We start from the raw sequence: 22,780 nt of genomic DNA on the forward strand, positions 1-22,780 counted from the left end.
GGACTTTCTCTTCGTAGACGCAGGCCTTGCTAAAAACGTTAGATGGAAGAAGCGGACTTCGCGATGAAACGCCGGTCGCGCGCCGCGCGCCAGCGGGCAACCAGATTCGGTATCAGCACCGACGCCAGCAGCAGCACGCCGGTAACGATGGTGAGCGTTTCGCTGGACACGTCGTCGAGCGTCAGCGCGTTTTTCAGCACGCCGATGATCAGCAGCGACAGCAGCACGCCGATCATCGACCCGCGTCCGCCGAAAATACTCACGCCGCCGAACAGCACCGCCGCGATCACCGACAACTCGAAACCTTCGCCATTGTCGCCGCGCGCGCTGGTAAAGCGCAGCGTATAGACGATGCCCGCCAGCGCGCTCATGGCACCGGACAGCACGAACAGACGCAAGCGGATCTTCGCCACTTCGATGCCGGAGAACGCCGCGGCGGTCGGATTCGCGCCGATCGCGTAGAGACTGCGGCCGAACGCCGTGGACTGCAGCAGCACGGTGAAGACGATCGCGCCGACGATCACGATGACAAACGGCAACGGTATGAAACTCCCGCCCAGCGTGTCCATGCCGAACGCCGTATAAGCGGGCGGGAAATCCGCCACCGCCTGGTCGCCGAGCAACACATAGGCAAGGCCGCGAAACAGCGCCAGCGTGCCGATCGTGACCGCGAGCGAAGGCAGATTGAGTTTGACGATCACGAGGCCGTTCAGTAACCCGGCCAACGCGCCGGCGGCCAGCACCAGCACGATCACGAGCGGCATCGGCAAGCCCATGTGCCACAGCACGCCCATCAACGCGCTGGATGCGCCGAGCACCGACGCCACCGACAGATCGATTTCGGCGGCGACGATGATGAGCGTCATCGGCAGCGCCATCAAAGCGATCTCGGTCAGATCGGCTAGCACGTTGCTCAGATTCGCGCCGGTCAGAAACACCGGCGACAGCAAGCGTCCGAGCGCGAGCGAAAGAATCAGCACGATTACCAGCAGCACTTCCCATTGCAGCGGCGTTTCGCGTTTGCGCGTGAGCAGCGCGGAATCGGGTTTAGCCATGATCGCGTTTCCTCATCATGCGTTTGGCGACGGAGCGGGCCAGCAAGGTATCGGCGGTGATCGCGGCGACGATCAATGCGCCTTCAATGGCCTGCTCCCAGAACGGCGACACGTGCAGCACCACCAGCGCGATGCTGATCACGCCGAGCACGAGCGCGCCGAGCGTCGCGCCGAGAATCGTGCCGACGCCGCCGGTGATCGCGACGCTGCCCACCACCGCGGCGGCCACCACCTGCAATTCGATGCCCTTCGCAGTGCTCGCATCCACGGTGCCGAAGCGGGCCAGCCACAATGCGCCCGCAAAACCGGCAATCGCGCCGGACAGCAGGAACCCGGCCATCACGCGACGTTCGACATTCACGCCGGCCAGACGCGCCGCCTCCGGATTCGAGCCGATCGCGTAGTGTTCGCGGCCGCCGCGAAACTGCTTCAGATAGATGGCAAGACCAATCAGCACGACGATCGCGATCAGTGCGAGTGTCGGGATGCCGAGGAACGTGCCTGTGGCAAGACGCGAAAACGCATCGGGCAAGCTGGTGGCGTTGATCTGTCCGCCGTGCACCCACGCGTAGTCCGCACCGCGAAAAATGTACAGCGTGGACAGCGTCGCGACGAGCGACGGCACGCGCCCTACCGCGACCAGCAGCGCGTTGATGGTGCCCGCTACCAGACCGATGGCTAGCCCCGCTCCCAAAGCGACGATCACCGGCATATGCGGAAACGCGACATACAGACTGCCGACCGCATACGCGCTGACGCCGACCGTCGATCCGACCGAGAGATCGATATGCCGCATCAGGATCACCACGGTCATGCCGGCTGTCAGCAAGCTGATAATCGACACATTCAGCAGCACGTCACGCAGATTCTGCAGATTCAGAAACTGAGGCTTCGCGAGCCCGGTGCCCACGATCAACAGAACCAGCACGACGAAGAGCGTCGTCTCGCGGCTCTTCGCGATGCTTGCGGCGAAACCGCCCGGCGAACTGACCGCGCGCTTCGAGACCGGCGCCTGCACCGGTGCGGGATGAGTGGAAGAATGGCGCATCATGCGGCGTGTCCCAGCGGTGAAATCGGTTGACCGGGTTGGCCAAGTGCCGCGCCCATGATGCGTTCCTCGTCGGCATCGGCACGCGCTATATCCGCGCTGATACGCCCCTCGTGCATCACCAGCACGCGGTCGGCCATGCCGAGGACTTCCGGCAATTCGCTCGAGATCATCAGCACCGCCATGCCGTCGCGCACCAGTTCGGCGAGCGCGCTATACACCTCGGCCTTCGCGCCGACGTCGATGCCGCGCGTGGGTTCGTCGATGATCAGCACTTTTGGTCCCGTGGCCAGCCATTTGCCGAGCACGACCTTCTGCTGATTGCCACCCGACAACGTGCCGACCGGCGCGTTGGGATCGCCTGCCTTGAGGCGCAGGCGCGTGCCCCATTGATTAGCGAGTTGCGTCTCGCTGCGCGTGGAGATGAGGCCGTGTTTGACGAGACGCCCGAGCACCGTCATCGATGCATTGCGCGCGATGCTCAATTCCAGCGCGAGTCCTTGCTGCCGACGATCCTCCGGCACGAGTGCGAGTCCAGCGCGCACTGCGGCCGCAGGGCGTCCAGCGGTGAGACGCTCGCCGGCAATCCAGATTTCGCCCGAGTCGAGTGGATCGATGCCGAAGATCGCCCGCGCGACTTCGCTGCGCCCCGCGCCGACCAGTCCGGCGAGCGCGACGATCTCGCCCGCGCGCACGTCGAAGGAAATGTCCTTGAACACGCCGATGCGCGTGAGGCCACGTACCGACAGGCGCACTTCGCCGGGCGGCCGCTCGGCCTTCGGATAGAAGGTTTCCAGATCGCGTCCGACCATTTTGGCGACGATCGACTCGGTGTTGAGATCGGCGGTCAAACCGTCGAAGACTTTCGCGCCGTCGCGCATGATCGTGACGCGTTGTGTCAGCGCGAATACTTCGTCGAGCCGGTGCGTGATGAACAGAATCGCCACGTCACGCTCGCGCAGCTTGCGCACGATGGCAAAGAGCCGCTCCACTTCGGGCAGCGACAACGCCGCGGTCGGTTCGTCCATGATCAGCACGTTGGCGTTCAGCGACAACGCCTTGGCAATTTCGATCACCTGCTGATCGGCAATCGACAAACCACGCACCAGTTGATCGGCGCGCAGATCCACACCGAGCGACGCCAGCAAGCCGTCCACCTCGCGGCGCATCGCGTCGTACTGAATCCGGCCGATGCGGTCGACCGGTTGCCGTCCCATGAAGATATTCTCCGCGATCGACAGATCGAAGAACAGCGTCGGTTCCTGATAGATGACCGCGAGCCCGGCGTCGCGCGCCTCGGCGGGTGTCGCGAAGCGGCGCGCCGCGCCGTCCACCAACAACTCGCCGGTGTCCGGCTGATGCACGCCCGCGAGAATCTTCACGACCGTGGATTTGCCTGCGCCGTTTTCGCCGAGCAAGGCATGCACTTCGCCCGGCCAGAGCGCGAGGTCGCCGTCGGAGAGCGCGCGAACCCGCCCGAAAGATTTACTCGCATGCCGCAATTCGAGCCTCGGCACAGCGGATGTGGGTTGCTGCACTACGTGTCTCCTTCTTTTTCGTGTTCCAGGCAACGTCTTTCAGATGCGGTAGCAACGTTCCGCGTTACGGCAAAACAGCGCTTCTTTTTCGACGACGCTCGCGCCCTCCACAATCGACGCATACGCATGCCACAAATCCGCGTAAGAGCCGAACAGCCGGTCGACCGGAAAGTTCGAGGCGAACATCGCCCGCTCGACGCCGAATGTATCTATCGTTTCGAGTACGTAAGGCCGCAGGCTTTCAACAGTCCACTTATGATCGAACATCGCGAGTCCGCTGATCTTCACGGCGACATTGCGGCAACCCGCGAGCAAGCGCATGCCGTCGCGCCATGCGCGATAACCGGCCACGCTGCTGCGGTCGACGAACATGCCCGCGTGGTTGATCACGAACTGCGTGTCGCCATGCGCGCGCGCCAACGCCGCCGCCTCTTCCATCTGTGACGGATACAGTTGCAGATCGAACGACATGTCGTAACGGCGCAGCAACGCAAAGTGCTCGCGCCATTGCGGCTCGCGCATGAAATGACGGCCGACGTAATCGAACAGCTTGTTCTCGTGCACGTTCAGAATCTGCCGGATGCCACGCGTGTTGGCGAACGATGCATGCGCTTCGAGCACGGCCGGCGCATTCGGCGCAGACAGATCCACCGCGGCGACGATCGCGTTCGGCATGCCGCGCGATTCCTTGCGATCCGCAATGGACTGCAGCCAGCGCGTTTCTTCGACTGGATCGGCGGGATCGTGATTCGCTTCGACGTGCACGAGTTTCAGCACGTCGATATCGCCCGCTTCGCTCAACAGATCGTCGAGCAGGTAGTCGTGCTTCAGATCGCGCGCGTCGCCCACGAACGACACGCCCGGGTTTTCCAGCCACGGATAGCGATGCGTTTTCAGATCCCACAAATGGATATGCGAATCGACCACCTGCATGCGACATCCTCCGTCCGGTAAAGTCGTTTCGAGGTTTGAGATCCTGCCGGATCAGTTCAGCTTAGCGAATTCAAATGAAAGACCGGTTCGAGCGGCTGCTGCACGGGCGTGTGATCCGGGGCCGTCTGCATGATGTCGGCCATGTAATCCCACCATTTGCGCATCACCTCGAGTTGCGGCAGTTCGTCCATGGTGTGATGGCTGTTTCGCGTCAGCACGGCGAAAAGATGATCCGAGCCCGGATCGAAGAAAATCCGATAGTCGCGCACACCGGCGTTGTGCAATGCATCAACCAGCTCAGGCCAGATTTGCGCATGACGTCGTTCGTATTCCTCGCGCATGCCGGGGTTGAGCACCATCCGGAAAGCGATTGTCTCCATTGCGGCCTGTCTCCCGTCGTATCCGGGCGCTTTTCCTGCGAAGCGTGGAAGCGTCTGATACGACTATAATTCCTGCGTCGATAGCATCTCAATCCGAAGTTGGGATTGGGCGATCCACAAACCGAATCGCACCCGCCCCATGAGCCAACACTCAGCAACCGTCGCACTCGTCAATCGGCTCAAGTTCAAACACCTCGCGCTGCTCGTCGCGCTCGACGACGCGCGCAATCTCCATCAGGCCGCCGAGGCCGTCAACGTGGCCCAGCCGAGCGCGAGCCGCATGCTCGGCGATATCGAAGAAGCGTTCGGCTTCCTGCTGTTCGAGCGCAACGCGCGCGGCATGACGCCCACGCCGCTCGGCGTCGTCACGCTGGCTTACGCGCGGCGCGCGCTGGCCGAACTGACCCGTTTCGCCGAAGACCTCGACGTGAAACGCCGCGGCGGTCACGGCCAACTGACGGTCGGCGCGATCATGGGCGCCGCGCCCGATCTGCTCGCCATGGCGGTCGCCGCGCTGAAAACCGAAAGCCCGCTGCTGAACGTGCGCATTCTCGGCGAAACCAGCGACCAGGTCGTGCAATTGCTGCATCGCCGCGAAGTCGATCTGGCGCTTGGGCGCCTGACCAGTCCGCTGCAACACAACGATTTCAGTTTCGAGCCGCTCGCGCGCGAGACGTTGTTGCTGGTGGTGCGTTCGGTGCATCCGCTCGCGCAGCGCACGCGCCTCACGCTGCGTGAACTGATCGACTGGCCGTGGGTGGCGCAACCTGTCACCAGTCCGGCGCGTGTACTGTTCGAAGAGGAACTCGCGCGCGCGGGACTGGCCACGCCGGTGAACCTGACCGAATGCGCGTCGATTTTCGCCACGCTGCAATTGCTCGAAAATTACGATGCGGTGGCGATGCTGCCCGAGTCGGTGGTGCGTGATCATTTGCGCGGCAAACTGCTGGTCGCACTGCCGCTCGAAATCGGCAAGAGCCTCGCCGGCTTCGGCATTCTCACGCGCAAGGAAGAACCGCTCGCCGAACCGGCGTTGCGCTTCATCGACCTGTTGCGCGGTTTCTCGCGCAAGCTCAAGCGCGATGACACCGCCGCGGCCGCTCCCGACTCGGTGATCGCGTCTTCGGCTCCCGTGAACTGAAATCGGCATCGGCGCGTTACTGCAGGTTGACGAAGAGACCGCCGTCCACCAGCAACGCCGCGCCGGTCACATAGCGCGCGCGGTCGGAAGCGAGGAACGTCACGCAATCGGCGACATCTTCCGGGCGGCCCAGTCTGCCGAGCGGAATGCGCCTTTCGAAGTAGGCTTTTTTGGCTTCGTCGGCGAGGTCTTCCGCATTCAGGTCGGTTGCGATGGTGCCCGGCATCACCGAGTTGCAGCGAATGCCGTACGGTCCCAATGCGACTGCGCAGGATTGCATCAGCGAATGCACGCCAGCCTTGGTCGGCGTGTAATGCGTTTGCATGCCGCCGCCCACTAGCGCGCTGATCGAACTCGTCGCCACGATCGCGCCGCCCGTGCCCTGCAGCTTCATCTGTTGCGCGGCGGCTTGCGTGACATAGAAGGCGCCGTTCAGATTGACCGCCACCGTCGATTCCAATACTTCCGGCGGCATGTCGAGAAACGCGTGGAACGGACAGATGCCCGCGTTGCTGGCTAGCACGTCGACTTTGCCGAAAGCTTCGACCGTATGGCGCACCAGTTGCTGACCGGTTTCGCGCGCGGCGACGTTGCCCTCGATCGCAATCACGCGCCGCCCCAGCGCCTCGATTTCGGCGACCACTTCCGCGACCGCGGAGCGGCGTCCATACGATGCATCGTTATCGCCCCAGTAGTTGATCGCCACGTCCGCACCTTCGGTTGCGCACGCAACCGCGATCGCACGGCCGATGCCGCGCGAGCCGCCGGTGACGATCACGACCTTGTCCTTGAGCAGCACGTCATTCTCCTTTTATGTTTCTACGTTGCGGCGGGTTACGCGCAGCGAGCGCCGCAACTCAACTAACGCAATCAACGCGCGTAATCAACGCGGATAAGGCCGCACCAATGCACATTCCGGATTCAGCCTCACACCGAATCCCGGCGTGTCCGGCACCTTCATGCGTCCGTTCACCGGCACCGGCTCGTCGAGCAGCAGCGGCGTGAACATCGGCACGACCTCGTCAGCCTTGGGCGCCATCATCAGAAACTCGGCGAACGGCGAGTTGTGCCGCGTGACCACGAAGTGATAGCTATACACCGATGAACCGTGCGGCACGACCATCACATTATGGGCATCCGCTAACGCGGAGATCTTGATCAATTCGGTAATGCCGCCGCACCAGCCGACATCCGGTTGAATCAGATCGCAACATTGCATCTCGAGCAGCATGCGAAAGCCCCAGCGCGTCGCTTCGTGTTCGCCGGTCGACACCATCATGCCGCGCGGCACGTTGCGGCGCAGTTCGGCGTAACCCCAGTAGTCGTCGGGCGGCAGGCATTCTTCAATCCACTTGAGGCCGTATTCGTGCGCCGCTTGCGCGAGCCGCGTCGCATACGGCACGTCGAGGCTCATCCAGCAGTCGTACATCAGCCAGAAGTCGTCGCCGACGCGGCTGCGCATGTCCGCGAGCTTTTCCAGATTCTGCTTGAGGCCCGCTTCGCCTTCAGCCGGACCGTGCTGCAACGGCAGCTTGCCGCCGATAAAACCCATCTCCTTCGCGAGATCGGGCCGCGCGCCGGTTGCGTAGAACACGAGTTCGTCGCGCACCGGACCGCCCAATAGCTGGTACACCGGCTCCTTGCGCACTTTCGCGAGCAGATCCCACAACGCGAGATCGACGCCCGAGATCGTATTCAGCACCACGCCTTTGCGGCCGTAGTACAACGTGGAGAAGTACATCTGATCCCACATCTTCTCGATGTCGGTAACGAGTTGGCCTTCGAGAAAACGCGCGAGATGTTTCTCGACGATGAATGCGCCGATCTCGCCGCCCGTCGTCACCGCGAAACCGACGGTGCCGTCGCTCGCTTCGATCTCCACCACCAGCGTGCCGAGCACGTTGATACCGAACGACTGGCGGCTCTGCCGATACTCCGGATAACGCGCCATCGGCGTGGAAATGTGATCGTCGATCCAGTGTCCGCCGGGTTGGTCGTGATAATCCGCACCGCCGCCGCGGACGATGAAGGCACGCACGTGCCGGATGGTAGGCATGGCCATGAATGGGGCTCCGTTATGAGTGCGTCGAGCGAGCGCCTAGCGGGCGCGATGCAGTAAGGTTTCGAAAGTGGTGTGCGGCTGCGCGGGATCGCGGCGCAAGAGCGTGCCGATCAGCAGCGCGGCGAGCAGACTCGACACGCCCAGCACGACCAGTCCCGCCGACGTCGACGAAAACGCGTGTTCCGCCGCGGTGCGCAAGCTCGGTGCGATGAAGCCGCCGAGTCCGCCGAGCGAATTAATCAAGGCGATGCCGCCCGCCGCGGCAGCGCCCGTGAGGTAACGCGTGGGGAAGGTCCAGAAGAGCGGCTGCGCCGCGATAAAACCGCTCGCCGCACAACAAAGGGCGAGCAAGCCGAGCAGCGGGCTATGCACGAGTCCCGACACGCCGATGCCGAGCCCGGCGACGATCAGCAAGGCCACCGCCCAACGCCGATGCTCACCCGTGCGATCCGCGCGCCGCGGCACATACCAGGTCACGGCCAGCGCGCACAGCCACGGCAACGCGGCGACGAGTCCCACGCGCAAACCGACCGTCGTGCCAAGGAATGCCGCCACCTGTTGCGGCAAATAAAAGATCACGCCGTACACGCTCATCTGGATCAGCAGATAGATCGCCGACAGCAGCAACACACGGCGGTCCACCAGCGCCGCGAGAATGCGATGCGGGCCGTGCGCGGACGCAAGCAGTGCGTCGTCGTCGAGAGCCGCGCGCAAGCTGGCGCGCTCTTGCGGTTCGAGCCAACGCGCATCTTCGGGACGATTGTCGAGATACCAGAAGGCCCACACGCCGACCACTGACGCCAGCGCGCCTTCCACCAGAAAGAGCCATTGCCAGCCGGTAAGTCCAAGTGCACCGTGCAATTCGAGCAGCGAGCCCGACAAGGGGCTACCGAAAATAAACGCCAGCGGCGCGCCGAAATAGAAGACGCCCACCGCGCGCGCCCGGGACGACTGCGGAAACCAGTGCGTCAGATAATAGATCACGCCGGGAAAGAAACCCGCCTCGGCGACGCCGAGCAGAAACCGCAGCGTGTAGAACGCGGTTGGCGTATGAGCAAGGCACATGGCCGCCGATACGAGCCCCCACGTCACCATGATCCGGCACATCCAGGCACGCGCGCCGACCCGATGCAACAGAAGATTGCTCGGCACCTCGAACAACGCATAGCCGACGAAAAACACCCCCGCACCGAACGCAAACGCCGCATTCGACAGACCGGTATCGTGCTGCAAGGCCTTCTGCGCGAAACCGATATTGGCGCGATCGAGAAATGCCAGCACGTACATCAGCAGCAGAAACGGCAGCAGCCGGCGCATAACCTTGCTGTTGATCGCCTCGAGTGAAACGGGCGCAGGCGCTTCCATGTCGTCTCCTTCGCAGAGCGCGCGGGCGGCGGCTCTGCGTTTTCTTGTCTTGTGTACCGCTACTGAGATCAGGCTCGCGTGATGCCGCGTCGCCTCAGTACGTTGCGCGACCGCCGGACAGGTCGAACACCGATCCGGTGCTGAACGCGCAGTCCTCGGACGAGAGCCACAGAATCAGCGACGCCGCTTCTTCCGGCAACAGGAAACGGTTCATCGGAATCTTCGAGAGCATGTAGTCGATGTGCTGCTGCGACATCGAATCGAAGATCTCGGTTTTGGCCGCGGCCGGTGTGACGGCATTGACGAGAATGTTCTTCGTCGCGAGTTCCTTGCCGAGCGATTTGGTCAGGCCGATGAGACCTGCCTTGGAGGCGCTGTAGTGCGAGGCGTTCGGGTTGCCCTCCTTGCCGGCCACCGAGGCGATATTGACGATCCGGCCATAGCCCTGCTTGAGCATTTGCGGCACGACCGCGCGACAGGTGAGATACGGGCCGATCAGGTTCACGTCGATCACGCGGCGCCAGACGTCGGGCTCCAGTTCCCACGTGGCGCCGTTGCCGCCGGTAATGCCGGCGCAATTGATCAGCACGTCGATCGCGCCATGATCCGCGACGGTTTGCGCCACCGCCTGCGCGACGGCGGCTTCCTGCGTGAGTTCGACGGTGACCGCGGTGACTTTGCCCAGTTCGCTAAGCTCACGCTGGCTGCGCGCGAGGCGGTCCGCGTCCACGTCCCATAGCGCGACCGAGGCGCCCGAGTTCAGCGCCCGTTGCGCCACCGCGTAGCCAATGCCACGCGCGCCGCCGGTAATGGCGACTACGCGCCCCTCCAGATCGATTCGATTCATCGCTGTGCTCCTTGGCAGGCCTATGCGGCGTGCCTTTGTGTTGTTGTATGCCGGCTGGTTGTGCTGTCAGTGCTGCTTGTGCTGACGGTTCAGCCAATATACGAGCGCTGCGATGCGCTAACAATTCGAGTATTGGAGGGGGTGATAACAAAAGTGGATCGCGGAAAGCGAGGCAAACCCTGGTATTAATCCGCCCTCCCCGTCATTGAAACTTCATATATTGACGGGACAATCGCGCCACTGAGAGAGAGAGCGGGCTGTTGTTGCCCATAAAAATCGAATGCAAATCCAGCTGAATACACCGGCCAGCAGAGTCAGTTTTCATCGGGGATTCGGTCTGCGTGCAAGTACGACGCCCACGGGCGATGGCTTGCACTCGGCGGATCTCGTCATCGAAGAACCCGGACGCCCTCCGCGCGCGTTCAACTCGCTAGACTTTTTCTACGACCACGAACAGGCAATCGGCTACGCAACCGCTTGGGGGCGTATCTGGGTCGACTCGAAGATGTAGAGCGCTTCATTGGACGTCCGTGCCTGCGTCACCGTTGCCAGGACGACGCCTTATCCCTGTGGCAGCGCACGCCTCGCTGGTCCATACTAGTGCAGCGCAATCGCGCTCAAACCCCGGAGGGACGGCCCCATCCAACCCCTTTTACTTTATTTTTTTGCACTTGCACAACCGCTCCATCGAGCCGGATACTGATTTGGCCCGCGCTGTCACCGGGTGCATCAGTCTTCGCCCGCTCCGCGCGGGCTCATTTCGAACGATGGATGCGAACGTCAGGAGGCGCCATGGAAGTCTGCGATGGATGCTCCTACATCGACGGCCTGCCAGTCGATGTGCAACGGCAGGAAAACCTCACGCTCATCGGTGTCGCGGAGTGCAACGGCACGCTCGTCCTCGAGCACTATCGCTGCGATAAATGCCGGGCCGTTATCGCCAGACAATTCACGGGCGACTCCGACGAACGGGTCTGGAGCGTAATCGAAGCCTCTCCTTAGGCAAGCGACGCCACCATCCGTCAGCTCAGTGCCATTCACGGTGAACGCCTACAATCAGCAAGGCATGATGCGGCACACACACGCCGCAGCGCTTCCCTGTTGATTCCGGAGGAACCATGAGTCGAACTGAGACTGCATTGATTGTCGGCGCGGGTAAGGGCTTGAGCGCCTCCCTCGCACGCCTGTTTTCGGCGGAGGGCATGCAGGTCGCGCTCGCCGCCCGCGATACCAGCAAGCTGACGGACCTGGTCGACGAGACGGGCGCCCTGCCCGTGAGTTGCGACGCCAGTCAAACAGACCAGGTCACGGCACTCTTCGAGCGCGTGGAAAAAGCATTCGGCGTCCCCGATCTCGTCGTGTACAACGCGAGCGGCCGCTATCGCGCGCCAGTTGAAGCCATCGAGCCACAGAAGCTCGAAGACGCCTTCAAAGTGACTGCCCTCGGCGGCTTTCTCGTGGCCCAGGCCGCGGCGGTGCGCATGTTGGCGCGCGGCCACGGCACTGTACTGCTGACCGGCGCGACTGCCAGCGTGAAAGGACTGCCCGGCTCGACACCATTCGCCATGGGCAAATTTGCGCTACGAGGCATGGCCCAATGCATGGCGCGCGAGTTGGCGCCAAAGAATATTCACGTTGCGCATTTCGTGATCGACGGCGGCATCGCCAGCAGCGCGAGAGGTCCGGAAGAAGGCGGCGCGGACGACAAATGGCTGGACCCCGATGCCATTGCAAGGGAATACCTTCACATTCATCGTCAGCATCGCAGCGCGTGGACGTGGGAGGTCGAACTGCGCCCGTGGGTCGAGCGGTTCTAGGCCTCGTTGCTCGTCTGACCTAACGCACCAGAAACCCGTAGGTCAGCGGGTCACGCTCGTCGATAATCCAGGTCGCGAAGCCGCACACAAAGGCGTTGCCTTCGACTTCCGGAATGACGGCCTTGAAATCGCCCACCGTGGTTTCGCTCAGGACGCGCCCTTTGAACACGGTGCCGATAATGGACTCGTTCACCAGGGTGTCGTCCTTGCCCAGCTTTCCACGCAAATAAAGCTGCGCGACCCGGCCTCCCGTTCCGGAGCCGGTCGGTGAACGGTCCACCTCACGATCGGCAAACACACAACAGTTGGCTTGCGTCGAAGCCGCATGCCGCGGCGCATTCGCAATGATGGTGCCGTAGATGTGGTTGATCTCGGGGATAAAAGGATGCTCGACAGGAAACGCCTTGTTGGCCGCCTGCTTGACTTCATCGCCGAAGCGGATGAGCTCTTCCACCGACGACTCCCGCACCGCGAGACCATGCGGCTCGCCGTCGGTGTAAAAGTAGAACGCGCCGCCGAACGCGATATCGCCCGTCACCGAACCGAACGACGGTGTCTCGACGGTCACGTCCTGCTTCCAGATAAACGACGGCACGTTGACGAAGCGGACATTGCCGGCGTGCTCGCCATCCCACTTCACGAATGCTTCGATGAACCCGCACGGCGCGTCGATGCCCACGCGCGTTTCGGTTTCGGGTATCTCACGCTGAACCCAACCCAGTTCGACCGCCGCCGTCGACAGCGCGATGACACCGTGGCCGCAATGGTCGCTGTACCCTTCGTTGTGAAGGAAGATGATGCCGAAGTCGGCATTCGGGCTGACTGGTTCTGTCAGATACCCGCCGTACATATCGGCATGCCCACGCGGTTCGAACATCAACGCCCGGCGGATATCGTCGGCGTTTTCCTTCAGCCATGCGCGCCGCTTGACGATCGTGTCGCCGGGCAGACGCGGCAAACCGCTGGTGACAATGCGGAATGCCTCGCCGCCGGTGTGAACTTCAACAGTCTGGATAGTGCGTGAAATTTTCATGTTTGCTTCATGAAGTCAATGGGTCGCTTGCCGTTACTGTCCGTAAGGGACCGGCAAGCCGTTCTTGATGACGTACACGGTGGTCGGCGCGCCCTTCAGGTCACCGGACTCGTCGAACGAATAGGTGCCCGCGACGCCCTTATAGTTTTCCTTCGCGAGTTGGGCGGTCAGCTTGGCCTTGTCCGTTGTGGTTCCCGCCTTCACCATCGCGTCGGCCAGCAACTTGACGCCGTCGTAGTAACTCACGGCATAGACCTGCGTATCGATGTTATAGGCCGCCTTGTACTTTTGCAGAAATTCGCGGCCGGCCGCTGTCTTCTCCAGCGCAATGCCGCCCTGCGCGCAATACACGATCGATGCCGCTTCGCCGGCAACCTTGCCCATGTCAGCCGAGCAGATGCCGTCGCCGCCGAGCAGCTTCGCCCTCAGTCCGCGTTGGCGCATCTGTTTGGCCATCGGCGCCCCCTGCGACGCGTACCCGCCGAAGAAAATCACATCGGGATTTTTGGCCTTGATGGTCGTCAGAATGCCGAGGAAGTCGGTCGCCGACGAGTTGGTGAATTCCTGAGCCACGATCTGAATGCCGTTCGCCTTGGCGACCTTCGTGAACTGTTCGGCGACGCCTTGACCATACGCCGTGCGATCGTCGATGACAGCAGCCGTCTTGGCCTTCAAGGTCTTCGCGGCGAACTGCCCCATCGTGCCACCCAGTTGCTCGTCGCTCGCGCCGATCCGGAAGATGTTCTTGAAGCCCTGCTTGGTCAGCGCCGGGTTCGATGCGACCGGCAGCATCGGCACATTGCCGGTGTTGTAGACGCGCGAGGCGGGAATCGCCACGCCCGAGTTGTACGGTCCGACCACCGCGACTACGCCGCTGTCCACCAGTTTCTGCGCAACCTGCACGCCGATTTTCGGGTCCGCCTGGTCGTCTTCCGAGTCCAGTTTAAAGGTGACCTTCTGACCCGAGACAGTGACGCCCGCCTTGTTCAACTCGTCGATGGCGAGCCGCGCCCCGTTCTCGTTGTCCTTGCCGTTCGGTGCCTGCGGACCGGTGAGCGGCGCCGAATGACCGATGGTGACGACAACCTGGGCACTCGCGGACAGGGTGAAACCAGCGGCCATCAATGCGGCCGCAGTCATTGCAAGACATCGCATACCGGACTCCGATTGGACTAGGGAGCAATCACCTTATGCTCAATTGGGTTCCAGTTCAATCGAGCGGTACGCCAGGCTCCGCGTCTCCAGATGATCCGTGCGTCACCGCTCGGCTCGAAAATCATCAAAGCCGCAGCAGTTCGTTTTTCATCCACTCGTGAACCGCGTGACTCAATTCCTGCTGAGTCATGTCCTGCGGAGACAACGGCGGGCCGACCACCACTCGAATATGCCCGCGGCCGTCGGGCCAGCCTTTCGTCGGCCAGACCTTGCCCGCGTTCAACACCACGGGCACAGCCGGCACGCCGGTCGCGCACGCCAGCCGAACGCCCCCGGACGTCATTCGCAACGGTGCATCGTGCGCCACCCGGGTGCCCTCCGGGAAAATGACGACGACGTCGCCCTTGGCCAGCCTCTCGGCGCTTTCCTTAGTCACAGCCTGGTGAGCCTGTCGCGCGGAACCGCGATTCAGGCTGACCATATCGAGGCCGCGCAACACCCAGCCGAAGAACGGGATGCGCAGAAGATCCTCCTTGAACACAAAACTGATGCGGCGCGGGAAAAGCGCGAGGAATGCGAGCGTTTCCCACGTCGACTCATGACGGCTCAGGATGATCACCGGGCCGTCGGGAAGATTGTCGAGCCCGTCTACCGAACATGAAACGCCGGGTAGCCAACGCATGACGAAAACCAGCGCACGACACCACTGCTTGGCGAGCCAGTATCGTCCAGCGCGTCCGACGAAGGGAAAGAGAAGCAGGATGAGGATTGAATACAGCGTGCCGCTACCGAGCAGGTAGACGATAAAAAGCCATTTGGTAAAAGTTGAGCGCATCGGGACCTGAATCGGATGGTAAGCGGCGGAAGGATTTCATGGTAACGCGTTGAGACTCCGACGTGAGTGATACGTTCGGTCGCGCGCGGGAGACGCGCGCCGGGCGCTCCCGCCGCTCACCGACGGATCGAATTCGGCTTGCGTTCCTCGTTCTTATCACGCATCCGTTTCTGGACGACACCCGGCGCACTCAAAACGGCCCCCGACTCGCGAGCCGGGCATAGTCGTCCTTGAGCGTGCCAATGCGTCTTCGGTAGGCATTGAGCAGACACGATTGATTACCGCCGCATGCTTTTCTGGACTTCAGCCACACCTGCTGCTCGTCCTGCATATTGCCCCGCGTGCCCATTGCAACCAGGCCCGTGAGCATCTGGTAGCGCACGGACATTTCGACGTCCATCTCACTCAGTTGCCGTGATGCGCATACGGCCTTTTCGTCCGGCAAGCGCGCCCGGCCGCAGTCGAAGCTGGCGGCGAATGCAGACGCGGAACTGAGCGTGACCATTGCCAACAGCGTCCATCGCAAGTGTCGTTTCATGCCTTGATCGCGTTGTCGATTCATCACTCTTTCGCGGTCGAGTTGAACTATCGTGAGCATGGTCCGAACGGCTGGACCGATACCCGACAATTATTCCGTACACGCCGGGCAAGCCACCGCTTCAGCGGCGACCTTCTGCTCGCTGCGGCCAAAGCTGGCCAGCGCGGCGAGCCCCAGCAACGCGAGGCCGCTACCGAACAGAAAGTCCGCGGAAATCCCCACATGATCGACCACCACGCCGCCCACCAGCGACCCCATCGCAATCGCCACCTGAATGATGCTCACGAACAATGCCGAGCCGGCTTCGGGCGAATCCGGCGTGGCACGCTGAATCCAGATGCTGAAACACAGCGGCAACGCGCCGAAGGAAATGCCCCAGGCAAGCACCAGCGTCACGACGCCGATCGTCGAATGCTGCAGCGGCGGTAGCAACACCAGGGCGAACATCAGCAGTGAAACCATCGCACCAACCGACACTTTCAGATTGCGCGTGACCGTCGACGATACGGCGAAGTTCGAGAAGAACCCGATAATGCCAAAGCCAAGCAGCAGCCACGTGATGGTCGACATGTCCAGATTCGCGTTGCGCAGCAGGAAAGGCGTGATGTACGTGTACGAGGAAAAATGCGCGCCGAAAGCGAGTGCCACCATCAGCATGCTTCGGCGCGGATGCGGCTGGCGCAGCAGCGCCACCAGATCACGCAGACGCAGCGCGGCAGTCGACGGCAAGGACGGCACGAAGAAGAATTGCGCGATCAGCGCGACCGCGACCAGCACGCCGGTCGCCATGAACGACACGCGCCATGATGCGAAGCTCGCGATGAACGTGCCGAGCGGCACGCCGATCACCGTTGCGCACGTCACGCCGGTGAGGATCGTCGCCATGGCGCGCGCCGAATCCTTCGGCTTCACGAGACGCCCGGAGGCCGCCGTGGCCAGTGTCCAGAAACCGCCCAGTGCGGCGCCGAGCAGCGCGCGCCCGAGCAGCATGCAGAGGAAATTCGGCGCAAACGCGGAAATCAGATTCGACGCCAGCAGCAAAGCCGTCAGTAAAAGAAAGACCCGCCGGCGATCCATGCGCCCCGCCACCAGCATCAGCCCCGGCGCTGAAATAGCCGCGATGACGCCGGGGACGGTGACCATCAGGCCGGCCGTGCCAGGCAACACGCCCAGATCGGCGGCGACGCGCGGCAACAGTCCGACCGGCAAGAACTCCGTCGTCACGAAAGCGAACGCGCCAATGGCGACTGCCATGACAGCCAACCAGGAACGCAGGGACGACGAGGCGCCATCGTCCAGCGAGGCGGTGCTCGCGGGCAGATTGTCTTCGATCAACATAGTATTGTTTGCGAGTCTCTTAACAACGGGTGGGATTGGAGCGGCCGCACCTCGCTAATCCAGTCGCAGATCGCCCGGCACGATTAAAAAAGCAGGCCATATTGGCCTGCTTGCCGGAAAGTGACGCGATTGCAGTCTGGACAATCAGCGGGTGAAAACCCGAATGGACTACACCATAACATCGTATTAATTCGCTCGCTGACGACTCCGGAAAATTGCAGTCGAGCGTGGGGTTATTGGTGCGGATCTCACGCTTAGCTGCCTGCGTGCGAATGACGCGGCAGGGCATGGCGAAGCGCGAGCGTCACCTGGGCACAGCGCTTGCTGAAGCGCACGTCAGCGTTTTTAACAACCGCTCATCCGCTCACAAGAAAAGAGGACATCGCCCATGGTTACTACCCGCCCTTGCACCGCCACTTGCGTGATCGACGGCATGCCGCTCACCGTCACCTTCTATCCGGACAACGGCGTGCTGCGCATCGCGGATTCGTTGGGGACGTGCATCAAGGAAACGCGCTGGCATGCGTCGTGGCGCGCACTGCTGGACGAATTGCGCGGATTCAGCGAGCGCGCCGCCGTGGAAGGACAGGGCTTCAACACGATGATGGGTCGTTTCGGCGAGCGCGCCGATCATCCGCTACACACAATGGCATTCGCATAACGGCAGCTGACGGGAAGCGGTGCCCGCCATCGCGCACCGCATTCCCAAAGATAGACCGGTCATCGACCAAAATAGATTCTGCATTGCGGCCCGGAAGACGTGCAGGGCTGGCCTTGCCGGCCTCCCGCTTCCGATTGCCCCGTGGCCACGCCTCCGTAGGACACGTTGCGCACCGGCTGGGCGCCGGGCATGCCCTGTCCCGATTCGCTGAACGACATGTCGGTCGTCGCTTGCGCCGATTCGTTCGCGTTCTGTTGCATCAGCGCGCGGCCCGACATGCCGGTGCTCTGCTGGCCTTCGATGCCCAGCGCGGCCGCAGTTTTCGGCACCAGCAGAAGCACGGCGCTGGCCAGCGCCATCCATAATCGTAGTTTCATGTCCAGACTCCTTGAATCCGGCGCAGCAGTTCTCGTCCTCCAAAGAATTGATCCGCGAAAAAAAGCCAGGCTGCCCAATGGGCTGACGGACGAGTCGATGCCGATGCCAACTGCTGCGGCGAGTCATCGAACTAAACGAGTAATGAGTTGCCAGACCTGCAACCGATGTCGGACGCGTTCTCGCGGCTGGCCGGAATCAGTCGCCGCAGGCTGGAAGCACGGATTTTGGCTCCGCTGTTTTCTTTATAGCTCGGCCAATCAGGAATTCAATCGCGGAACACCCGGTCCGGTCTGCCGCAGCCGGAGTAGTTCGATAGAAGGGATTTGCACAAAATCATCCAGACCGGTACGTGCGTTGGCCGCACAGTGCGTTATGATGCTGACATAACGTCAATAATCGGCCCCACGCGAAGTACCGGCGAGAGACGGAGCGTGGAGATGAAACCGGCCTGCCGCAATCAGTGCATCGTCAATACCGTTTTTTCCCTTGTGGGCATGAGGCTCAGCGTGAGTCGTACGCAGCCTTCCTTGCCGCGCGGCAAAGCGCTTGAATATTCACTGATCGACATCCCTGAATTTGATAGGCGGCCGGGTCGGCTAATTGCTGCGCCGCGATATATGGTGCGACGTTTTTTAAATGCTGCCTTTGGAATTTCCTTCAATCGATAACCACACCGCGGGCCGTCCCCATTTATATGGGCCGATGCTTTCGCGGATTTCCCTTGCAATCTGTAATTGACAGAACGCCGGACGTTTTAGAAGGACGAATATCTTATGGACGAAAGGAAGCGAGATAGCATGATTGCGTATCTCCGCCATCGCATGGAAGAGTTTGGCATCAAACCAGAAGACCTTGCTGCAGTGCTGGCATCCGAGCCGGCCGCGCAAAAGGCTGAACGCTACCGTAGCGCAACTGGAGATAGCTGGGACGGCCAGGGCGAAATGCCCCAGTGGCTGAAACAGGCAATCAGCGCAGGTCAATCCATCGACCACTTTGAATTGTCGGCCGCGCCGGCGCCTGCCCCGCAGCCGAAAAAGCGCGTGGACTGGCAGAACGACCCGTTCGCCGGAAGCCCGCTTGCGCGTTCGAACAACCGATAGACCACCGCATTTTCCAGCCGCTAGCGTAGAGAAATCACCCCGCACTTCCTCCGTGGAAATCGCTGTTTCGGCAGATTCGCAAGCACGCCTGTACCCGTGCCACGCACGCATGTGATGCGTTGTCGCGTGCGCTTGACCTGCGTTGCCCCCGCATTGCTCATTTGCATCCAGACGCCTGTGCCCGCCGTATATCCCGACAGAGCAGCGCAATGGCGCGTTGCATCTCGAGGACCGCTCACGGCAATCACGAGCCGTATACGTTCGGCTCACAGCGGTCCTGATGCCGATGAGCTCGCAAGGAGAAAGGTCATGCGCAACTCAATGCTGAAAATCATGCTGGGGTGCGTCGCCGCGCTTTCCGTGGCAAACGGTGCGGCGCTCGCACAAGGCGGCGGCAACGGCCAGGGCGGCAGCGGCGGAGGCAACGCGCACAGCGCGGCGACCGCGGGCATGACCCATTGGGGCGATCCCGTCTCGAATCCACTGGACCCGATGCCGGGAACCATCATGAAAAACATGGATTCGGCCAATGGCAAACCGCAGCCGGTGTCGCCCGGCGATTCAATGAATGCAGGGAAACCCGCGCAGTGACTCTTGCTGGCGTTTCGCCTCAGGCCTGACTAAGACCGAGGCGGCGCCTGCGCAAAGTGTTCAGGCGTCACACGTCGTGACGCGCTGCGTCGAGGCGCTCAAAGCGGGGATCGCGGCCGCAGTGGCCGCAACGCTGGCCGGCGTCGCATATTGCGGCAGTTCGATAAACGCGCTCATCTGCCGCACGATTTGCCAGAACACCTTCTCGAATAGACGCGCCCGCTCGGACTCGGCGATGTCGTCGGCAAGCGGATCGGCGAAGGCCCAGGTGCACGACGCAGGCTCGCCAGGAAACGCGGGCGTGTGATGTGCGTCGACGGATTCGTCGAGCGCGACGACTAGATCCATGCGCGGTGCCCACTCGCCGGTGAATTCCAGCCAGCTTTTCGGGCTGAGAATGCCGAGGTCCGAGATGCCGGGCCGCAATTGCGCGACCGCGAATGGATGAACCCGCGCGGCCGGTTCCGGCCCCGCGCTGAACGCGTCGAACCGGTGTCCCGCCAGTTCCCGCAACAAAGCTTCGGCAATGATGCTGCGTGCTGAATTCTCTCGACAGAGAAACAGCACCTTATATTTTCTGGTCACGCTTACCCCGTACCCGTGTTTTTTTGTTTGATTCTGTGTGCAATTCTGCCGGCTCAGTCTTGCGCCCTCGTGACACTACGATGTTCAAATTTGTTGCGCCACGAGAATTTGTACCAGGGTTGGTCGCTCACGGGCACCGCGCGTCGCGCTTGCGCGGGAGTGTACCAGCGCAAGCGTCGAGCTTTCATTAAGCCTTCAGTGGGGCGCCAGCCGGGATCGAGCGCTTCAGACAGCAGCGTCGCTCTCGCGTCGGTCGGAGACGATCCGGTTGGCCGCGTCGTTTCCGTCGGACGCCGCGGCGGGCGACGTGTCGAACATCATGGCCGCGGGCGGGTTGCTGATTGCCTTGACGCCATTGGCGATGCTCGGTGCCGCGACGTAGGGAACAAATGCCGCCACCGCAACTACAACGATGAAAGTGAACATAGCCGTCGTGCCTCTCAGGATTGACTGCGTGAAAGTCAAACGAAGCAGGACCGCGTGGCAATGAGCAGGCGTCGCTCTTCACGGCGGCGTTCGAGCGACCACTGTCGCGGACGTGTCATTGATTCTAGAAGTGCAAATTCGAACGCTAAAGGCCGCTGTCTATATCAATTCGGTCTACCTCTATCGCCTACCGGCCAGAGCGTCATTCCTCACACGGCTGCGGATTCGGTGGTCTCGCATTGCGGCTCGCCGCTTCGATCGTCGCGCGATCCTGTGCGACTCAAAAACGCGAACGACGCAAATGCGGACAGCAGCGTGATCGCGATCAACACGTGCAACAGGCGAGTGAACGCGTGAGTGTAGGTCAGCGCCAATTCGCGCCTGCCGATTTGGGGCAGGCTCGCGGCCGCTTGCGCCAGGTCGCCCGTCGTCAACCGCTGCGCGGCTTCGGCGAGATGGGCGGCCATCGCGGGGTCGGCGTGCGGCACGAGTCGCGCGAGGCTCGCCTGCGCCAGTCCGGCGAGCAAAGCCGTGACGATGGCCAGCGCGATGCCCTCGCCCGCCACGCGCGTCGTGCTGAAAATGCCCGACGCCATGCCCGCGCGCTCCTTCGGCACGACGCTTACCGAGAGGCCGTCCATCAAGCCCCACGGCATGCCCGCGCCGATGCCGGTGACAAGCATCGGCAGGATGATCGACGCCCGCGAGGCGCTCATGTCGACGCGGCTCAACCAGTAAAGCCCCGCTGCGGCGACCAGAAAACCGATACCCGACAACACGCCCGCCGAGATCCAGCGCGTGAGTGAAGCGGCGAGCATCGGCACGACGAGCATCGGCACCGATAGCGCGATCATCAGAAGACCGGCGTCCATCTCGCTGAGACCTTCGGCGCCGATGAAGCGCAGCGGCAGCATCACGATGAGCACGATGTAGCAATAGCAGGTGCCGACCGGCAGAATCTGCACCCCCACGAAGCGCGGATAGCGGAACAGGCTCAGTTCGAGCATCGGCCGCGCGACGCGCATTTCCACTAGCACGAACGCCGCCAGCAACAGCGCCGACGCCGCCAGCGTGCCGGCCACCAGCGGGCTCGACCAGCCGCTTTGCGGCGCCTGGATCACGGCGAAAGTGAAGAGCGCCAGCGTGGCGGTGAAGGTGATCGTACCCGGCCAGTCGAGGCCGCTTGCGACCGGATCGCGCGTCTCGCGCATACGCGGCACGCCGAAGATGAAGGCCAGCGCGCCGATCGCGGCAATCGCCAGGAAGATCGCGCGCCAGCCGAAGTGCGTGATCAACGCGCCGGCCATCAGCGGACCGAACGCGAGTCCGATGCCGAAGCTCGTGCCCAGCATGCTGAACGCCCGGGTGCGGGCGTGGCCGTCGAATTCCTGCGCGAGCGCCGCCGATCCACTCGCCAGCGACGCCGCCGCGCAGACGCCCTGCATCGCGCGCAAGACGTCGAGCCAGACGACGGACGGCGCGAAACTCATCGCCAGCGAGGTCACGATGAAGCCGCCCAGGCCGCTCACGAAAAGCCGCTTGCGGCCGAACTGGTCGGCGAGCGCACCGGCGGCCATCAGCAGGCTGCCGAAACTGAGCATGAAGGCATTCGTGACCCAGGTCAACGCGCTCGCGCTGCCGCCCAGGTCGCGCCCGATTGCGGGCGTCGCGACCGCGCCGCCGGAAAAAGCTAGCGGCAGCACCAGCGCGGCGAGACAGACGGCGGCGAGAATCAGCGGTTTGCCGCTGTCCGTTTTGTATGAGGTTGCAGTGTTCATCAACTGGCCCTTCGATAAGAATCCGGAAGTGGCGCGGACGATCGGGCACCGGCCAGGCGCGGGCCGAGCGCGCTTCGTCAAGCGCTCAAGGTCGCTATTCTGTTGGCGGATTGGCGACGGATAAAGAGCGTGCTTGTCGTCACTGAGCCGCCTGAAATGCGGCAATCGCCGCCGCC

26 protein-coding genes are annotated in these 22,780 nt (G+C 62.4%); 8 read left to right on the forward strand and 18 right to left on the reverse strand.

Going from position 1 to position 22,780, the window contains the following annotated elements; all coding sequences use genetic code 11:
* Window positions 1-38: 38 nt before the first annotated feature.
* The 5 genes from P0D80_RS15940 to rhaM are packed head-to-tail and all read right to left on the reverse strand — an operon-like array spanning window position 39 to window position 4,954.
* Window positions 39-1,055, reverse strand: coding sequence for an ABC transporter permease (locus tag P0D80_RS15940; protein WP_132377477.1), 1,017 nt, complete (start codon window positions 1,053-1,055; stop codon window positions 39-41).
* Window positions 1,048-2,106 (reverse strand): ABC transporter permease, encoded by a 1,059-nt coding sequence (locus tag P0D80_RS15945; RefSeq protein ID WP_408178125.1) that lies wholly within the window; start codon window positions 2,104-2,106, stop codon window positions 1,048-1,050. The genes P0D80_RS15940 and P0D80_RS15945 overlap by 8 nt, the downstream gene beginning before the upstream one ends.
* Window positions 2,103-3,641: a sugar ABC transporter ATP-binding protein gene (locus tag P0D80_RS15950; protein WP_132377479.1), complete on the reverse strand. Its 1,539-nt coding sequence runs from the start codon at window positions 3,639-3,641 to the stop codon at window positions 2,103-2,105. The genes P0D80_RS15945 and P0D80_RS15950 overlap by 4 nt, the downstream gene beginning before the upstream one ends.
* Window positions 3,642-3,680: 39 nt before the next feature.
* Window positions 3,681-4,574, reverse strand: coding sequence for an amidohydrolase family protein (locus P0D80_RS15955; RefSeq protein ID WP_408178127.1), 894 nt, complete (start codon window positions 4,572-4,574; stop codon window positions 3,681-3,683).
* A gap of 56 nt (window positions 4,575-4,630) precedes the next feature.
* Window positions 4,631-4,954, reverse strand: a complete 324-nt coding sequence (gene rhaM / locus P0D80_RS15960; RefSeq protein WP_132377481.1) for an L-rhamnose mutarotase — start codon at window positions 4,952-4,954, stop codon at window positions 4,631-4,633.
* Between the two features lie 139 nt (window positions 4,955-5,093).
* On the opposite strand from rhaM, the gene P0D80_RS15965 reads away from it, so the two are divergent.
* Window positions 5,094-6,095 (forward strand): LysR family transcriptional regulator, encoded by a 1,002-nt coding sequence (locus tag P0D80_RS15965; protein ID WP_408285183.1) that lies wholly within the window; start codon window positions 5,094-5,096, stop codon window positions 6,093-6,095.
* Between the two features lie 16 nt (window positions 6,096-6,111).
* On the opposite strand, the gene lra1 is transcribed toward P0D80_RS15965, so the two are convergent.
* The 4 genes from lra1 to P0D80_RS15985 all read right to left on the reverse strand — a co-directional run bounded on the left by lra1 (window position 6,112) and on the right by P0D80_RS15985 (window position 10,369).
* Window positions 6,112-6,894, reverse strand: coding sequence for an L-rhamnose 1-dehydrogenase Lra1 (lra1, locus tag P0D80_RS15970; RefSeq protein WP_408285185.1), 783 nt, complete (start codon window positions 6,892-6,894; stop codon window positions 6,112-6,114).
* A gap of 84 nt (window positions 6,895-6,978) precedes the next feature.
* A complete protein-coding gene (rhmD, locus tag P0D80_RS15975; RefSeq protein ID WP_012427543.1) occupies window positions 6,979-8,157 on the reverse strand; it encodes an L-rhamnonate dehydratase in 1,179 nt (392 codons plus the stop codon).
* A 36-nt stretch (window positions 8,158-8,193) separates the two neighbouring features.
* On the reverse strand, window positions 8,194-9,522 hold the full coding sequence (locus P0D80_RS15980; protein ID WP_408285188.1) for an MFS transporter: 1,329 nt from the start codon (window positions 9,520-9,522) through the stop codon (window positions 8,194-8,196).
* Between the two features lie 94 nt (window positions 9,523-9,616).
* A complete protein-coding gene (locus P0D80_RS15985) occupies window positions 9,617-10,369 on the reverse strand; it encodes an SDR family NAD(P)-dependent oxidoreductase (RefSeq protein ID WP_132377485.1) in 753 nt (250 codons plus the stop codon).
* A 280-nt stretch (window positions 10,370-10,649) separates the two neighbouring features.
* Here P0D80_RS15985 and P0D80_RS15990 point away from each other — a divergent pair, with 280 nt between their 5' ends.
* The 3 genes from P0D80_RS15990 (at window position 10,650) to P0D80_RS16000 (ending at window position 12,186) form a co-directional block, all read left to right on the forward strand.
* Window positions 10,650-10,880, forward strand: coding sequence for a hypothetical protein (locus P0D80_RS15990; RefSeq protein ID WP_408178131.1), 231 nt, complete (start codon window positions 10,650-10,652; stop codon window positions 10,878-10,880).
* Between the two features lie 281 nt (window positions 10,881-11,161).
* On the forward strand, window positions 11,162-11,371 hold the full coding sequence (locus P0D80_RS15995) for a hypothetical protein (RefSeq protein WP_408285191.1): 210 nt from the start codon (window positions 11,162-11,164) through the stop codon (window positions 11,369-11,371).
* Between the two features lie 116 nt (window positions 11,372-11,487).
* Window positions 11,488-12,186, forward strand: a complete 699-nt coding sequence (locus P0D80_RS16000; RefSeq protein ID WP_132377488.1) for an SDR family NAD(P)-dependent oxidoreductase — start codon at window positions 11,488-11,490, stop codon at window positions 12,184-12,186.
* A gap of 19 nt (window positions 12,187-12,205) precedes the next feature.
* On the opposite strand, the gene lhpH is transcribed toward P0D80_RS16000, so the two are convergent.
* From lhpH to P0D80_RS16025, 5 genes are all read right to left on the reverse strand, one after another.
* A complete protein-coding gene (gene lhpH, locus P0D80_RS16005) occupies window positions 12,206-13,219 on the reverse strand; it encodes a trans-3-hydroxy-L-proline dehydratase (protein ID WP_408285195.1) in 1,014 nt (337 codons plus the stop codon).
* Window positions 13,220-13,252: 33 nt separating this feature from the next.
* Entirely contained in the window at window positions 13,253-14,374 is a 1,122-nt protein-coding gene (locus tag P0D80_RS16010) for a branched-chain amino acid ABC transporter substrate-binding protein (RefSeq protein ID WP_408178134.1), read from the reverse strand.
* A 124-nt stretch (window positions 14,375-14,498) separates the two neighbouring features.
* Window positions 14,499-15,209 (reverse strand): lysophospholipid acyltransferase family protein, encoded by a 711-nt coding sequence (locus tag P0D80_RS16015; protein WP_132377491.1) that lies wholly within the window; start codon window positions 15,207-15,209, stop codon window positions 14,499-14,501.
* 190 nt (window positions 15,210-15,399) lie between these two features.
* Window positions 15,400-15,747 carry a lysozyme inhibitor LprI family protein gene (locus tag P0D80_RS16020; protein ID WP_408178135.1) on the reverse strand — a complete coding sequence of 116 codons (348 nt, stop codon included), beginning with the start codon at window positions 15,745-15,747 and terminating at the stop codon, window positions 15,400-15,402.
* Window positions 15,748-15,837: 90 nt separating this feature from the next.
* Window positions 15,838-17,085, reverse strand: coding sequence for an MFS transporter (locus P0D80_RS16025; RefSeq protein ID WP_408285200.1), 1,248 nt, complete (start codon window positions 17,083-17,085; stop codon window positions 15,838-15,840).
* A gap of 388 nt (window positions 17,086-17,473) precedes the next feature.
* Between P0D80_RS16025 and P0D80_RS16030 the strand changes: the two genes are divergently transcribed.
* The gene (locus tag P0D80_RS16030) at window positions 17,474-17,746 is read left to right on the forward strand and encodes a hypothetical protein (RefSeq protein WP_408178137.1); all 273 of its coding nucleotides are present in this window, start codon (window positions 17,474-17,476) and stop codon (window positions 17,744-17,746) included.
* Window positions 17,747-17,805: 59 nt separating this feature from the next.
* Here the strand turns inward: P0D80_RS16030 and P0D80_RS16035 are convergent, their stop codons facing one another.
* Complete coding sequence (locus P0D80_RS16035) at window positions 17,806-18,123, reverse strand: hypothetical protein (RefSeq protein WP_132377494.1); 318 nt, start codon at window positions 18,121-18,123, stop codon at window positions 17,806-17,808.
* Window positions 18,124-18,561: 438 nt separating this feature from the next.
* On the opposite strand from P0D80_RS16035, the gene P0D80_RS16040 reads away from it, so the two are divergent.
* From P0D80_RS16040 to P0D80_RS16050, 3 genes are all read left to right on the forward strand, one after another.
* Window positions 18,562-18,792 (forward strand): hypothetical protein, encoded by a 231-nt coding sequence (locus P0D80_RS16040; RefSeq protein ID WP_408178138.1) that lies wholly within the window; start codon window positions 18,562-18,564, stop codon window positions 18,790-18,792.
* 105 nt (window positions 18,793-18,897) lie between these two features.
* Window positions 18,898-19,224: an H-NS histone family protein gene (locus tag P0D80_RS16045; protein WP_132377496.1), complete on the forward strand. Its 327-nt coding sequence runs from the start codon at window positions 18,898-18,900 to the stop codon at window positions 19,222-19,224.
* A gap of 309 nt (window positions 19,225-19,533) precedes the next feature.
* Window positions 19,534-19,815 (forward strand): hypothetical protein, encoded by a 282-nt coding sequence (locus P0D80_RS16050; protein ID WP_408285204.1) that lies wholly within the window; start codon window positions 19,534-19,536, stop codon window positions 19,813-19,815.
* 60 nt (window positions 19,816-19,875) lie between these two features.
* On the opposite strand, the gene P0D80_RS16055 is transcribed toward P0D80_RS16050, so the two are convergent.
* The 3 genes from P0D80_RS16055 to P0D80_RS16065 all read right to left on the reverse strand — a co-directional run bounded on the left by P0D80_RS16055 (window position 19,876) and on the right by P0D80_RS16065 (window position 22,604).
* Window positions 19,876-20,400, reverse strand: a complete 525-nt coding sequence (locus tag P0D80_RS16055; protein WP_408285207.1) for an arsenate reductase/protein-tyrosine-phosphatase family protein — start codon at window positions 20,398-20,400, stop codon at window positions 19,876-19,878.
* A gap of 225 nt (window positions 20,401-20,625) precedes the next feature.
* A complete protein-coding gene (locus P0D80_RS16060) occupies window positions 20,626-20,826 on the reverse strand; it encodes a hypothetical protein (RefSeq protein WP_132377499.1) in 201 nt (66 codons plus the stop codon).
* A 209-nt stretch (window positions 20,827-21,035) separates the two neighbouring features.
* Window positions 21,036-22,604, reverse strand: coding sequence for an MFS transporter (locus P0D80_RS16065; protein WP_408285210.1), 1,569 nt, complete (start codon window positions 22,602-22,604; stop codon window positions 21,036-21,038).
* Window positions 22,605-22,780: the final 176 nt, after the last annotated feature.

This window comes from Paraburkholderia sp. RL17-373-BIF-A (assembly GCF_046030175.1).
Classification (GTDB): Bacteria; Pseudomonadota; Gammaproteobacteria; order Burkholderiales; family Burkholderiaceae; genus Paraburkholderia.